The sequence below is a fragment of the Bifidobacterium pullorum subsp. saeculare genome (assembly GCF_016899725.1).
GTDB lineage: Bacteria > Actinomycetota > Actinomycetes > Actinomycetales > Bifidobacteriaceae > Bifidobacterium > Bifidobacterium pullorum_C.
On sequence record NZ_JACLYU010000012.1, the window covers coordinates 43,520 to 58,333 of the forward strand.

General features: G+C 65.8%; 10 protein-coding genes. 2 read left to right on the forward strand and 8 right to left on the reverse strand.

Translation table 11 applies throughout. The annotated features are described in order from the left end of the window. Together H7U32_RS06870 and H7U32_RS06875 are read right to left on the reverse strand one after the other, a co-directional pair. The gene (locus tag H7U32_RS06870) at positions 1–1,341 is read right to left on the reverse strand and encodes an ABC transporter substrate-binding protein (RefSeq protein ID WP_204469246.1); all 1,341 of its coding nucleotides are present in this window, start codon (positions 1,339–1,341) and stop codon (positions 1–3) included. A 1-nt stretch (position 1,342) separates the two neighbouring features. Further along, entirely contained in the window at positions 1,343–2,890 is a 1,548-nt protein-coding gene (locus H7U32_RS06875) for a glycoside hydrolase family 30 protein (RefSeq protein WP_204469248.1), read from the reverse strand. A 266-nt stretch (positions 2,891–3,156) separates the two neighbouring features. On the opposite strand from H7U32_RS06875, the gene H7U32_RS06880 reads away from it, so the two are divergent. After that, entirely contained in the window at positions 3,157–4,611 is a 1,455-nt protein-coding gene (locus H7U32_RS06880) for an MFS transporter (protein ID WP_204469250.1), read from the forward strand. Positions 4,612–4,889: 278 nt separating this feature from the next. Here H7U32_RS06880 and H7U32_RS06885 read toward each other — a convergent pair whose 3' ends face one another. Next, positions 4,890–6,449 (reverse strand): glycoside hydrolase family 30 protein, encoded by a 1,560-nt coding sequence (locus tag H7U32_RS06885; RefSeq protein WP_204469252.1) that lies wholly within the window; start codon positions 6,447–6,449, stop codon positions 4,890–4,892. Positions 6,450–6,708: 259 nt separating this feature from the next. On the opposite strand from H7U32_RS06885, the gene H7U32_RS06890 reads away from it, so the two are divergent. After that, positions 6,709–7,890, forward strand: coding sequence for a substrate-binding domain-containing protein (locus tag H7U32_RS06890; protein WP_204469254.1), 1,182 nt, complete (start codon positions 6,709–6,711; stop codon positions 7,888–7,890). A 128-nt stretch (positions 7,891–8,018) separates the two neighbouring features. Here H7U32_RS06890 and H7U32_RS06895 read toward each other — a convergent pair whose 3' ends face one another. From H7U32_RS06895 to H7U32_RS06915, 5 genes are all read right to left on the reverse strand, one after another. Beyond that, positions 8,019–9,401, reverse strand: coding sequence for an NCS2 family permease (locus tag H7U32_RS06895; protein ID WP_204469256.1), 1,383 nt, complete (start codon positions 9,399–9,401; stop codon positions 8,019–8,021). Positions 9,402–9,622: 221 nt separating this feature from the next. Beyond that, entirely contained in the window at positions 9,623–10,603 is a 981-nt protein-coding gene (locus H7U32_RS06900) for a class C sortase (RefSeq protein WP_204469258.1), read from the reverse strand. Positions 10,604–10,701: 98 nt separating this feature from the next. After that, positions 10,702–12,498 carry an isopeptide-forming domain-containing fimbrial protein gene (locus H7U32_RS06905; RefSeq protein WP_204469260.1) on the reverse strand — a complete coding sequence of 599 codons (1,797 nt, stop codon included), beginning with the start codon at positions 12,496–12,498 and terminating at the stop codon, positions 10,702–10,704. Positions 12,499–12,576: 78 nt separating this feature from the next. Continuing rightward, on the reverse strand, positions 12,577–14,550 hold the full coding sequence (locus H7U32_RS06910; RefSeq protein ID WP_204469262.1) for a prealbumin-like fold domain-containing protein: 1,974 nt from the start codon (positions 14,548–14,550) through the stop codon (positions 12,577–12,579). Positions 14,551–14,622: 72 nt separating this feature from the next. After that, positions 14,623–14,814: transposase (locus tag H7U32_RS06915; RefSeq protein WP_204469264.1), on the reverse strand; the 192-nt coding region annotated here is incomplete at its 5' end.

Sequence of the window (14,814 nt, forward strand, 5' to 3'; positions counted from 1 at the left end):
TCACTCCTGCCGTCCGGGCAGCAGCCCGGAGCCGTTGATCGCCTTGGCGGCGGATGCGAGCGCCGCGTCCAGCGGTTTGGTTTCCGAAAGAATCGAGGTGTGCGCGATGTTGAGCTCGTCCTGGATCGTCTGCGTGGCCTCGCCGACCGGGTTCTCCGGGCTGATCGCGGAACCGGTGATCGCCCTGCGGCTCATCGCGTCCTGCGGCAGGCCGCTCCGGGAGAAGAACGCGTCCAGCACCGTGTCCGAGAAGTACGCGGGCAAGGTGCCGGTGCGCGCCAGCGCGAGCGCGCCGTCCTCGCTGGCCGCCCAGCGCACGAAGTCCTTGGCCACCGCGAGCCGTTCCCCGCCGATTGTGCCGGAGATCGCGAAGCCGGTCGGGTCGCCGAAGCTCTTGGGGTGGGCGGTGTCCGCGCGCGTGCGCTGCGGCAGCGGCGCAATCGCCCAGTCGAAGCGGTCGGCGTCGCCGGAACGCTGCTGGTCGGCCAGCGGCCCCAGGTACCAGGTGGCCATGGGCAGCAGCGCCGCCTTCTGCGTGCCGAACTGCGACTGGTAGGTGGTTTTGGACGACGACACCGTGTTGTAGGGCAGCGTCAGCCCCTGGTCCTGCATGTCGAGCAGCAGCCGGTACATGGGCTTGAGGTACGTGTAGTCGCCGGAGAGGAACACCTCGCGCGCCTCGCCGCGGTCCTGCTGCGCCAGCGCGATGCCCTGCGGCATGGACTGCCAGCTGGTGTGGTGGTACGTCGGGTACGCGTCCGCGTACCCCGCCTCGGGCAGGGCGCGCTTGAGCCGTGCGCACACGTTCCGGTAGTCCTGCCATGTCCAGGTGCCGTCGGGCGCGTCGACGCCGGCCTTGGCGAGCATGGTCCTGTTGTAGAACAGCACCCACACGTCCTGCCGGTAGGGCAGGGCGTACGTCTTGCCGTCGATCGTGTAGTCGTCCAGTCCGCGCAGGGCGTCGTCGCCGCGGTAGGCGGCGGCGACGTCGCTCAGGTCGGCCAGCGCCCCGGGCTCCGCGTACGTGTAGTACATGCGCAGGTTCTTCATCGGGAACACGTCGGGTGCCTTGCCGGCGGACAGGTCGGCGATGAGCTGCTTGTCGTAGTCGTCGGCGGAGTATTCCTTGAGCTCGACGGTCACGTCGGGATGCGCCTGGTGGTAGGCGTCGGCGAGCGCCTGGAATTCCGGGCGCGTGGCCAGCGTCCAGCCGGCCAGCGAGATGCTGATCGTGCCGTCCGGGTTGCGCCCGGCGTCCGCCTGCCCGCCGCCGCATGCGGCGAGCGAGCAGGCCATGGCCGCCGCGGCGACCGCCGCCAGGCAGCTGCGCAGTGCCTTCATGTCAGAACAGCGTCTCGTCGTGGTCGTCGGCCGGGTGGGGCGTGTAGGTGATCTCGAACTCGTCGTCGGCCGGGGCCTGGGTTTCGTTGATCGCGTGGTCCGCCTTGTGCAGGGTGACGGTGCCGTACGCGGGCACGGTCACCCGCTGCCAGCGGTCGCCTTCGCCGCTGATCGCGACGGCCGCGTCGATGTCGGTGCCGGTCGGGTTGTACAGGATCGCCGACAGGTCGCCGCGCTTGGAGACGAAGGCGACGGAGCCCAGGCCGCCCTTGCGCCCGTCGGGCGTGTGGTTGGTGGAGCCGATGCGGCGGGAGCCGACGGGCACGTCCTGGCCGAAGTTGCGCAGCATGAAGTATTCGAGGCTGCGCTTGACCTTGCCGGTGGACGAGTCGATCGTGATCACGCCGCGGCGGCCGGAGGTGCCGGCGTAGCTGGGGAAGCCCTGCTCGTCCAGCGCCATGTTCCACAGGTTGATCAGGCCCACGCCGTTGCGCACCAGCCAGGTGCCGATCTCGCCGAACATCACGTGGCTGGCCTCGTCCACGGTCTCGTCCAGCATGCAGCGGCGTTCGGTCATCGCGGCCTTCCAGCCGGGGAACTGGCGGGTGGCGTGGTGCACCCACTCGGGCAGGCCGGAGTAGGTGTGGATGGCGGCGCCGGCGAAGCTCATCGCCTGGGCGGGGGTCATGTAGTCGGAGGCGGGGCGCTGCCAGAAGCGCAGCGAATCGTCGCCGAAGTAGATCTCCACGTCCGGGAAGGTGCGGTCGAGCGCCGGGCGCAGGTATTCGGAGCCCCACTTCGCCAGCTCCTCGGGCGTCCACACGGTGATCGGCCACGGACAGCCGTTGGAGGGCTCGTTCTGCATGGTCACCGAGGAGATGCGGATGCCGAGCTTGGCGTAGGCGGCGATGAACTTGACGAAGTACTGAGCGTACACGTAGTCGATGGTGTCCTGGTAGCGGTAGCCGTTGCCCACGTACTCGCCCAGGCGCAGGCGGCCGGAGCCGTCGATGCGGCCCGAGGTCTTCATCCACGCCGGCGCGCTCCACGGCGAGGCCATGATCTTGACCGCCGGGTTGATCGCGACGATCTCCTGGAGCACCGGCACCACGTTCTTCATGTCGCGCGTGGCGTCGGGCGCGCCCGGCTCGCCCTCGCCGATCGAGAAGTGCTCGAGCGAGGCGTCGGCGGCCACGCCCTCGGGCAGGTCGTCGTAGGTGTAGTACTTCTGGCTGGAGAAGTCGCAGGCGCCGATCGACATGCGCACCGAGGAGAAGCCGCCCTGCGCCGGGTCGAACATCTCGGTGAGGATCGCGTGGCGCTGCTCGGCGCTCATCGAGTTCATGAGCAGGGATGCGGAGGAATCGGTGATGGCCGCGCCGCAGCCCTCCCACATCTGGTATTCCTCGCTGGGGTCGAGGATGATCGCCGTCGCGTCGCCCGGGTCCGCGGTGACCTCGGGCACGGGGATGGGGGTGCGGCGGTCCGCGAGGTCGCCGGTTGTGCGGGTCCAGTACTCGCGGTCATATCCGTGGATGAAAGCGGTCATGGACGCTCCTTCGTCGTTGTGGTCCTGGCTTGGCGGCGCACGGCGGAGGCCGCCGCTGCGCCAACATCGCCAATCAGTATACCTAACTTTTTCCATGTTTGATGTTTTCCAATCATTTTTTATCAGATTTGCTCATCAATGCATTTTGGTGATACATTGATCGATGTCAGGCCTCCGCATCGACCAACGACGCCCGAGTCACCAGTCGGCATCAGCGCCGCACGGAGCGCCTCGCACCGCCCACCATGGCATCAGAAAGGAACCTCATGTCGGCTGCAACCGCTGCGGCCTCGGACGTCGAAGACGTCAAGGTCGAGGAAAAACCGCCGTTCAAGAACACCGAGCCCATGGCCTATGCCATGGGCGACATCGGCAACGGCTTCTACTTCCAGCTCGTCACCAACTACGCGCTGATCTACATGACCGATGCGCTGGGCATCAACCCGGCCATCGCCGGCGTGATCATCTTCGTCGGCAAGCTCATCTCCGCCTTCACCGACTTCGGCGTCGGCGTCTGGTCCGACAACGCGCCGCTGCGCGAGGACGGCCGCTACCACTGGTTCGTGCGCACGCTGCGCTACCCGCTGATGGCCGTCATCATCCTGACGTTCCTGCCGTTCGTCTCCAGCTGGCCGATGTGGCTGCGCATCACGTACATCACCGTGATCTACATCCTCGGCGTGGCCTGCTACTCCGCCACCTCCGCCCCCTACGGCTCCTTCGCCTCCGTCTCCACCCCGGTGGTCAAGCACCGCGACGCCATGGCCTCCGGCCGTGGCTTCGGCTCCACCGCCGGCGGCATCATCGTGACCGCCGTGCTGCCGCTGGTCATGTACACCACCGTCAAGGACGCCTCCGGCAACGACAAGCAGGTGCTCAACGGGCCGGCGCTGATCTGGGTCGCCATCGTCTTCGCGATCCTGCTGTGGATCTGCTACCAGATCACCCTCAAGGGCACCGTCGAGCGCATCCGCGTGGAGAAGTCCAAGGACGAGCGCGTGCCGCCGCTCAAGTCGATCAAGTACATGTTCACCAACCGCGCCATGGTGGCGCTGATGCTCGCGGCCCTGCTGCTCATCTTCGCGCAGATGTTCGCCGGCGCGGTGAACACCTACCTGTACAAGGACTACTTCAACAACACCACCGCCCTGTCCATCCTGGCCTTCCAGAACGTGCCGGTGCTCATCGTGGCGCCGTTCGCCCCGGCCATCTGCGACAAGTTCGGCAAGAAGACGGTCTGCGGCTCGCTGCTGGTGCTCACCACCGTGGTGTACGTGGTCATGTTCTTCATGCACATCACCAACCCGTACGTGTTCGTGGGCATGTCCGTGCTCGCCATGTTCGGCAACGGCGTGTTCGGCCTCATGGTCTGGAGCTTCATCACCGACATCATCGACGACATCCAGGTCAAGACCCACACCCGCGAGGACGGCACCGTGTACACCGGCTACATGTTCGCCCGCAAGATCGGCCAGGCGCTCTCCGGCCTGCTGCCGGCCGTGGTGCTCGCCGCCACCGGCTACGTGACCGCCACCGCCGGCGAGACCGTGACCCAGTCCGCCGCGACGCTCGACAACATCTACGGCGTCGCCACGCTGGCCCCGGCCATCGGCAACGGCCTCATCGCCGTCATCCTGCTGGTCTTCTACCCGCTGTCCGGCAAGGTCTCCAAGGAGAACGCGAAGATCCTCGAGGCCCGCCGCGAGAAGGGCGAGATGTGACCGGCCCCCTGAGGTGACCCGCTCGGGCCGCCGATAACGAAAGCCCCCGTCCATACGGACGGGGGCTTTCTCGTCACCGGCGCCGCCGGCGGATATAGGTGATGATCGCATCGCCCAACGTCAGCAACGCCACCACCACGACGATCAGCACCACATGCTTCCAGGTCATTCCGGGCCTCCTTTGCCGCTCGCTCCCCCACACATCCATCATAAGGAATGAAAAGGCGGGCCGCGCGCATGGCGCGGCCCGCCGATATGCATCCGTCAGAGGGACGGACTCACTCGTCCTTGCCCCAGACGCGGGTCTTGCCGGGGGCCACGTCGCCAAGCAGATGCGTGGGCGCCGGGTTGAGCTCGAACTCGCCGTCGGCCGGCACCGTGGACTCGTTGATTGCGCCGTACCCCTTGTGCAGCGTGACCGTGCCCCAGGCCGGCACCGTGACCTTCTGCCAGGAGCCGCCCTCGCCGTTGATGGTCACCGCGGCCTCGATCGGCTCGCCGGTCGGGTTGTAGATGTGGGCCGCCACGTCGCCGTTCGGCGCGAGGAAGGCCACGGAGCCCAGGCCGCCGGACCAGCCGTCGGGCGTGTAGTTGGAGGAGCGCACCACCACGGAGCCGGGCTCCACGTCCTGGCCGAAGGCGCGCAGCATGAAGTACTCGAGGTTGCGGATCACCTCGCCGGTCTCGTGCTGGATTGTCACCACGCCGCGGCGGCCGGTGGCGCCCACCTGGTTGGGCAGGCCGCGCTCGTCGAGCGCGAGGTTCCACAGCGCGATGAAGCTTTCGCCGTTGCGCACCAGCCAGTTGCCGATGATGCCGGACATGATGTGCGCGGCATCCTCCGGCGTCTCCTCGATCATGCAGCGGCGCTCGGTCATGCCGAACATCCAGTGCGAGTAGGAGCGGGAGGCGTTGAAGAAGTTGGAGTACGGGCCCTCGTAGGTGTGCACGGTCAGGCCGTCCACGGCCGCGGCCTCGTCCGGGGTGACGATGTCGCGCACCGGCCACATGAGGTTGTGCGTGGAGTCGTCGTTGATGAAGATGCGCATCTCCGGGAACTTCTCGTTCATGGCCGGGCGCAGGAAGTCGTGCGCGAACTGGGCCTGCTGCTTGAGCGTCCACATCATGGCCGGCCACTTCGGGGCGTTGGACGGCTCGTTCTGCACCGTGACGCCCCAGATCGGGATGCCGAGCTTGCCCATCTCCTCGACGTACTTGACGAAGTAGCGGGCGTAGCAGCCCTCGAAGGAGTCGTGCATCGGGTCGAAGCCGTTGCCGGTCCACTCGCCGAAGCGCAGGTGGCCGCCCTGGCACAGGTGGCCGGTGTTCTTCATCCACGCCGGCGCGCTCCACGGGGAGGCGATGATCTTGACGGCCGGGTTGATCTTGAGGATCTCCAGCAGCACCGGGATGATGTGCTTGAAGTCCTTGGTGGCGTCCGGGGCGCCGGGCTCGCCCTCGCCCAGGGAGAACTTGGTCAGGAAGTTGTCGTGCTCGCCGAAGGGCAGGTCGTCGTACGTGTAGTACGGCTGGGCCGCCGGCTCGCAGGAGCCCAGCGGGATGCGGATCACGGAGAAGCCGCCCTTGGCCGGGTTGAAGCAGTCGTCGAGGAAGGCGTGGCGCTGGTCGGCGTCCATCGAGTTCCAGATCAGGGAGGCGGCCGCGTCGGTGATGGCCGCGCCGGCGCCGATCCACGGCTGCTTGCGGTCGGCGGTGTCGATGACGATCTTGGTCGCGTCGCCAGCGTCGGCGGTGACGGCCGGGACGGCGAGCGTCTCGCGGCGCTGCGACAGGTCGCCGGACGTGACCGTCCAGAATTCGTTCGTATAGTTCGGCATGGAGATCCTTCCATCGGTGGATCGGGATCCCGGTCGCGCAGGCGCACACGGAACCCCAGTGAACGATCACCACTATATCACTATCAATCATTTTCAATCAATTGTTTTCACTCCCATTCAACCCCGTTCCTCCTCCGGCGGAGGGCGAGGCATGGCATCCGCCGGCCGCAACAAACGGCAACTCATCCACACCGTCCAGAGCCCGCTGGTATGGTCAGGAACGATCAAAACTGATGACGGACGAAAGCGATGTGACCCGATGACCGATACCCCCGTTCCCGGCGCGGCCAAGCGTGACTATCTGCCAGCCGAACGGCGTGACATGATCCTGAGCCTGCTCACGCAGCAAAGCGTGGTCACCGTCCCCGAGCTCGCCAAGCTGCTCAACACCACCGCGATCACCGTGCGCCGCGACCTGACCGCCCTGGCCAACGCCGGCCTGGTCAAGCGCGTGCGCGGCGGCGCCATGTCCGTCGGCGAGGCGCCCGAACGCGCCGCCGGACAGCCGGCGATGGGCCTCGGCGGCGTCGTCACCGGCCATACGGCCGCCGGAGTGCCCACCGTGCGCCCGGTCACGCACCAACCCGAACTGTCCCCCGACCAGCCGGCCATCGGCGTCATGCTGCCCGAGCCCAGCTTCTTCTGGCCCGGCGTCACCGGCCATATGCGCGATTACGCGGCGCGCCTCGGCATGCGTCTGGTCACCCGGGAATGCGCCTACGAGGGCGCGACGCGCGAGGACCTCATCCTCCAGTCCTTCGCCGACGACCCCACCGTCTGCGGCATCATCGCCGCCCCGACCGCGTCCGCGTCGGCGGACCACAACGCCTGGGATTGGATCGAACGCACAGCCCTGCCCACCGTCGTCATCGAACGCGACCAGCCGACGCTGGGCACCTGCTATGTGGATTCGGTGCGCACCAACCACCAGTACGGCGTGCGCAAAGCCGCCGTCCATTTCCTCGCCCACGGCCACCACCGCATCGGCGCCGCGTTCAACCTCTCCCCCACGGCGGCGCAGATCCAGGACGGCTGGCGTCAGGTGGTGGACGCCAGCGACGCCATCGACTGCCCGTTCGTCTTCGACGGCATCCAGCCGTACGACACCAAAGGCGTGGGCGGCATCGTGGACAAAATCCTGCTCTCCGGGGTCACGGCCATGCTCGTTCACTCCGACTACCTGGCGATCGCCATCGCGCAGGAGCTGGAGCGGCGCGGGCGGCGCGTCCCCCAGGACCTCTCGATGATCTCGGTGGACGGGTTCGCCACCCCCAGCTCGCGGCCGCTGACGGTGCTGCGCTCGCCGGAGCAGGACCTGGCGCAGGCGGCGGTGTCCATGCTCGTCACGCGCCTGCAGGATCCCGCGGCCGCCACGCGCCACCTGTTCGTCGACCCGGCGCTGATCGACCGCGGCTCGGTGGTAGACGTCACCCCGGCCTGACCGGACGGCACAGCCCGCCGGCCGGCGCCACGGATACGACGAATGCCGCTCCCCGAAGCGGGAAGCGGCATTCGTCGTCAAGGGGTCCGTCGCGCGGACGCGACGGGCGCCGCGCTACCGGACCACCGTCACAGGATGGCCATGCACACGAAGTCCAGGATGAACAGCGCGGAGACGATCCACACGATCGGGTGGACCTCCTTGGCCTTGCCCTTGCAGGTCTTCACGATGCAGTACGTGATGAAGCCGCCGGCGATGCCGTAGGAGATCGAGTACGCGAACGCCATGAACACGGCCGCGAAGAACGCCGGGATCGCCTCGGCGATGTCGTCCCACTTGACCTCCTTGAGGGAGGCGGCCATCATGCAGCCGACGATGACGAGCACACCGGCGGTGGCGGCGCTCGGCACGGCGGAGATGACCGGGGCCAGGAAGGCGGACAGGGCGAAGCAGATCGCCACGACCACGGAGGTCAGGCCGGTGCGGCCGCCCGCCGCGATGCCCGCGGAGGACTCGACGTAGGTGGTGGTGTTCGAGGTGCCGCAGATGGCGCCGATCGAGGTGGCGATGGAGTCGGCGAACAGGGCCTTGTCCATCTTGGAGGAGAAGCCGTGGCCGTTCTCCAGCGCCTTCTCGTCCTCGGCGGAGAAGATGCCGGTGCGCCGGCCGGTGCCGATGAAGGTGCCCAGCGTGTCGAAGGTGTCGGACATGGAGAACGCGAAGATCGTCACGATGATGAGCGGCAGCTTGGAGACGTCGCTGAACAGCGCCGGGAAGCCCTCGGGGCTGAAGATCGCGCCAAAGGTCTGCGGCAGCTGGGAGAAGGTCTCGCCCAGGCCCTGCATCTCGCCGACCTTGGTCACGCCGAAGGGGATGCCCACCAGCGTGGCCACGACGATGGCGATGACCATGCCGCCCTTGACCTTGAGCACGGTGAACACGATCGCGCACAGCAGGCCGATGAGGAACACCCACAGCACCGGGTTGTTGAACGTGGCCAGGCCCGGGGTGGCGCCCACGGCCTGCGTGGTCTTCTTGTCCGGCGTGAAGGTGATGAGGTCCACGTTGAGCATGCCCACGTAGGCGACGAACAGGCCGATGCCGCCGCCGATCGCGTGCTGCAGCGGCTCGGGGATCGCCATGATGATCATCTTGCGGATCTTGGTGACGGTGATGATGATGTTGATGATGCCGCACAGGAACACCATGCACAGCGTCTGCTGCCAGGTGAAGCCGAGGCCGAAGCACACGGTGTAGGTGAAGAAGGCGTTGAGGCCCATGCCGGCGGCCTGCGCGTAGGGCACGTTGGCGAACAGGCCCATGACGAGCGTGCCGATGATAGCCGCGATGATCGTGGCCAGGAAGACGCCGCCCCACGGCATGCCGGTGGACGACAGGATCTGCGGATTGACGACGATGATATAAGCCATCGCGAAGAACGTGGTGATGCCGGCCAGGATTTCGGTCGACACCGTGGTCCCGTTCTCCTTGAGATGGAAGAACTTCTCCATGCTGCTCTCTGTTCCTTGGGTTGTGCGGGGCGCGGACGGGCGGTGGCCGTCCGCCCGGCTCCGGCGAGATTTGCGACTCGCCCCGGCCCGCCGCCCGCCGCACGCGCGTTGCGGGCGCGCGGGGCGGGCTGTCGGCCAGAACAGATGCGATTGTACGCGCGGTGTGTATCACCGACGAACCGCCGGCGGCCGCGGCCGTTCCGCCGCGCCGGGCGCCGCGGTCACGCGGCGTGCATCGCGCCGTCGATGGGCCGGCTGGGATGCCTCCGCCGCCACAGGGCCACGGCCGCGCAGCCCGGCCCGGCCACGACGGCGGCCGTGACCAGGCCGACGGTGCGGGCGTCGATCACGTCGGAGGGGTAGGGCGCGACCTGCGGCACCGGCACGCGGTGCCCGGAGACGAGCAGCCGGTGCGTGTTCACGCCGAAGGGCGTGCAGGTCATAAGCGTGACGCGGTCCTCGCCGGGCACGATGCGCAGCGAGGAGGTGTCGTCCGGTTCGATCACGGTGATGCGGTCCACCCGGTAGCCGAGCGTTTGGCCCAGCACCTCGATGTAGAAGTCGTCGCCGACGCGCATCTCGTCCAGACGGGTGAACATCAGCGCGGCGGTCAGGCCACGGTGCCCGGTGATGACGCTGTGCGTGGAGGCGCCGCCCACCGGCAGCGACGTGCCGTAGAGATGGCCGGCGCCCTCGAGCAGCGTCCGTTCGCTGGTGCCGTGCCGGATGGGCAGCTCCACGGAGATCGAGGGAATGACGATGCTGCCCATGACGCCGTCGCCCGTGTCCAGCAGGGATTGGTAGCGGGTGTCCTTCTCGGCCAGGGAGTCGGCGCCGTGCGCCTGCGAGCCTCCCTGGCTGGCAGTGAACGGGTCGGGTGCCTCGCCCAGCACGGTCTGCCCGCTGCGGGCGAGGTCCTGGTTGTAGTCGCGTGCGGCGGCCAGGGCCTGTTCGGGCTTGGGATAGGTCCATTGCGCCACGGTATGGGCGCTGCCCTGTGCCTGGTAGGCCAGGCGACGCGCCGACCGCGCCTGCAGCACGGCGGGGTAGATGGCCGCGGCCAGCGCGACGGCGAGCATGGCGAAGGCGGCGATGCGCAGCGCGAGGGCGCGCCGGCGCAGCCTGCGGTCCTCGGCCATGTCTTCGGTCACGTCGATGACCTGATCGAACGGCAGATCCAGTCCGTTTCCGTGCACCGGCATCGGATTCCCTTCTCCTTGTGCCTACAGCAAACGGGGCCGGGACCGCATGACGCGATCCCGGCCCGGTCGCCATGCCCTGGGGCATGGCTGGTCATCCGTCAGCGGCGGGCGCTGCGGACCTTGCGGGACTGCACGAACAGCAGAGCCGCGGCGCAGCCTGCGAACAGCGTGATCGCGGAGAACATGATGGCCCCCGCGGCGCCGGTCTTCGGCAGCTCGATGATGGACGGCACATTCTCCACGTTGTACTGGAAGGTGACCTTGTCATCCTTCTTCACAAGATCCCAGGTGTCGCCGGAGGGATCGGAGAAGTCCACGTTCGTCATCACATAGTCGCCCCACACCGCCGAGCCAGGACGCTCGGTAGCGGGATCCTGATTGTACTTCGGCGTGATGGTGAAGCTGAACGTGGGCAGCACGAGGTCCTGGAAGCCTTCCGGAGCCTCGGTCTCCTTGACCGTGTAGGTGCCGGCGTCCAGGCCGTCCAGGCCCGTGATCATGCCATGATCGTCGGAGGTGAAGACCTTCGCGAACTTCTCGTCATCCGTGGTGGTCCAGCCTTCCTCGCCAGTCGGAGCCGTCTTCAGCCAGCCCTTATCGGACTTCACCGTGAATTTGGCACCGGCCAGCGGCTTACCGTTCTGGTCATGCTTGAGCAGCTGGAACTTGAAGGTGTACACATTGACCTCGCCGCCGGGGATCATATGAATCTCATTGGTGGAGCTGTTGCCGAACTTGAGGTCGACCTTGTTGGGGTTGCCCTGCGGGTCGCCCGGCGTGGACACCAGAGCCTCCTCGTTAAGCGTCGCATGCAGGATGACGGTGATGGCGCCGCCCTCCAGCAGCTTTTGGGCGTCTCCTTCCTGGTTGACGCACTTGCCGAAGTCAATGGTGATTTGCGTGGCGCGGCCCTCCAGGGAGCCGGACACATGGGTCGGCTGCGACGGCTCGTACGTGCCCAGTTGGGAGATCTCCACCGTGTAGTCGATGTCTTTCTTCAGGGTCAGGGTCTGCCCGTCCTTGGTCACGGTGACACGGTCCAGCCCCTGGTAGGTCAGTCCCTTGCTCATCGTGTCGATGATCTTCAGCACGCGCGAGTCGAGCTCGTAGCCGGTGAAGACCGGCACCTCGCTGGTCAGCTCGTAGTACACATCGTCACCGACCGCGTAATCGGGCTGCTCCTGGGAGACATAGTCCTTGCCCTCGGGCTTGACGACCTGCTTGTAGATCGGCAGGGACTGGTTCTTGAGCTGCACCGTGCCGTCGGACAGCTCCTCATCGCCTTTGTCGCCCTTCACGGTCAGCGCGGTGCTGGCGATCATGCTCAGCGAACGGGTCCACTTGGAGCTCGTCAGCTGCGCCGCGGCGGTGGAGTCGACGATGTAGTACAGGCCAGGAGCCACATTGAGCTGGACGCTTGTCGCATCCGCTCCTGCGGTGACTTTAGCCGCATAATCGCCAAGGGACTCCGGCTTGAGCTGCTCGGCGAGCTTGCGCGTGGTGCCATCCCACGGTTGCGTGTCCTTCGAATCGAGGATGCCGTGCTTCTGCAGCGCCCACACCAGCGGGTCGCCCTTCTTGGCCGTGTACTTGTCAGCCTCGGCGTTGCCCTTTGTGATGTCCGTCATCGCCGCAGAGACGTTCTCGTAAGCGGCGTCCGTGGTCTTCACGGTCACCGTGCCCAAGGACTCAACCGCCGTATACGAGGCCAGCTGATACGCCGTGAATTCGTGTCCGGCGATCTGGTCGGCCGAACCGGCCGTGATGGTCAACGTCTTTCCCAGCGTCGGCAGCGTGCCGTCTTCCTCGGCCATGGCGGTCCCCGCGCCGAACGCAAGACCGCTGATCGAGATGGCTAAGGCCGCGATGCCGGCTGCCATTCTTCTGAACTTCATGATGGTTCCTTTCTTATGCCATCTGCGACGGCGCGGGCCAATCGCAGACGAAATCCTTGGTTATCAGGGCCAGCGCCGTCAGCGCCGTCCGATGCTCGGCGTCCTCCGGAGCAGGGCCATGCCGGAACGGCGGTACAGCGCTAGTCCGCCTGCCGCCATCGCTGCGATGAAAATAGCCGGTGCGATGGAGGACTGGCCGCCGGTTTTCGGCAGGTAGGTGAGCTGCGGGGCGTTGCGCACCTGCGCCACGCAGGTCGGCAGCGTGTTGGACGGGGTAACATCGTCGCAGCCAGCCTTGATGATGTCCGACTTGATGATGTCCGGATCGATACCGCTGAAACGCGCCTGTCCCTGGGCATCGACGGTCAGGTCGAACCACACGCCGTCGCCGGGTTTCATATACCCTTGGGGAGCCGCTGTCTCCTTCACGCGGTACCTGCCCGCCGGCAGATTCGCCACAGTCACGATGCCATCGCTGCCGGAGACCAGCTCGTTGGTGTCACTGTTCTCGGAATAGCTGTAGATTCCCGACTTCTCGATGAAGCGAACAGTCTGACCGTGCGGTCCGAAGATCTGGAAGGTGGCACCGGCCAGCGGCTTGCCGTCCCAATCCGTCTTAAGGAAGCGGAACGCCGCATTGGTCACAGTTACCGGGCATCCTTCGTTGGCGTGCTCTCCAGTCAGCTTGGTCCCGCAGGACGTGGCGTCGTCCGCGCCGATCGCCACCCAGCGCTGCGACTTGTCACGGCTGTAGGTCACGGTGCCGTCCACGCCGAAGGTCACGGTGAAGGAAGGCGCCGGGTCAGCCAGCGCATAACCGGGTGCTGGTTCAATCTCCGTGACGGTGAAGGCTGCGGAGCCGGTATAACCACCGTTGCCGTCTTTCGGCAGGAAATCAGTCAGATTGATACCGGTGACGGTCGCGGAGCCTTCCGAGCCGGTGACGATGTAGTCATAGGCCGGTTGCTGCGATGCGCCCTCACCTGATGGTGCCGTCTCGCAGTAATGAGAGCCCGAGTCACCCTGCTTCACCTCATCCGTAGGGCAGTACCGGAAGGCGCCGTCAACAGTCTTCGTGAACCACAGAGGCTGGTTCTCATCGTTTGTCGGAGTGACTGTGAACTTGGCTTCGGCGAGCTTCTGCCCGTTCGCCCCCTGCTTGGTGAAGGAGAAGGTTCCGGGAGCCTTGTTAGAGAAGGTCGGCTTGAAACCGTCGAGCGGATACTGTTTGGACACCTTCAAGCCATCTGAATTCTGCGTCTTCAGCACATAGGACTGCTGATGGTCGATTGCGATCAGCCCTTTATCCTCTGTGAGGGTACCGCGAATCCATAGCTCATATTGGCTGAGGTCGTACTGGATGCCGTCCCTGTCGCTGTCTGCCTGGGTCACGCATTCCGCGTCAGTGCCGGTTCCGTGGACCTCGCACAGCTTGTAGCTGAACCAGCGGCTCTCCCCTTTGGCAGCAGAGCCTCGAACGCTGACATCGACCGACAGGTATGATATTGAGATCTTCGCCGTGCCAGTGGAGGAACCTTGCGCGACGGTGAAGGGCGCGACGTATGTCTTCGGTCCGAACCAGTCCTCCGACAGGTCGGAGCCCGTAGGCTGATACTGGCGCCCAGGCATAGGCGTGGCCGTGTCCAGCGTCGGGGCATCCTTGTCTTCCGTGTTACCAAGGGCCTCAAGCAGCACGCCGTATCGATCACTTTCCGGCGGTATGCCTGCGAAGGCCTTGTGTGCGTTGAAAGTGACATTATCGTAACTACTAGTAGTGAAAGTCGGCATTTTACCAATAGAACCACCGCTTTCGATGATCTCACCGTCACCGTCACTCTGTAGCATCGCCGCACGGGACCGCAGCGTAGCGGCCTTGGTCGTCTGGGTCACACCGGGGACATTGCAATACGACCCTTCGCAACCATATCGATTGACGATTTCTTCGCTTTCCGTCTGAACGAACCAGCTATCATGCTCATCGAGAGTTACCGTATAGGACAGATGGAAAACCTCGCGCCCGAAGAAGACGCCATGCTTCTCTTCAGGAGTCATACCGGTCGAATCCCTCTTGACCTCAGGATGAATCATCCGCAATTTATATGAGGCTTCTGCTGTTTTCGTGGGTTAGAGGATGGGTGTTGGCAGGTGGATGGGTGGTCCTGAGCATCTGAGTTTGATCATGGCGATGAGGTTGTCCGTGTTGCGGAAGCCGTGGGCCATGCGGATGGTGACCTTGATCTTGTTGTTGAACGCTTCGATCCTGGCGTTGGAATAGCCGAGCCTGATGGTTGTGAGGATGTCGTCGCGGCGTCTGCG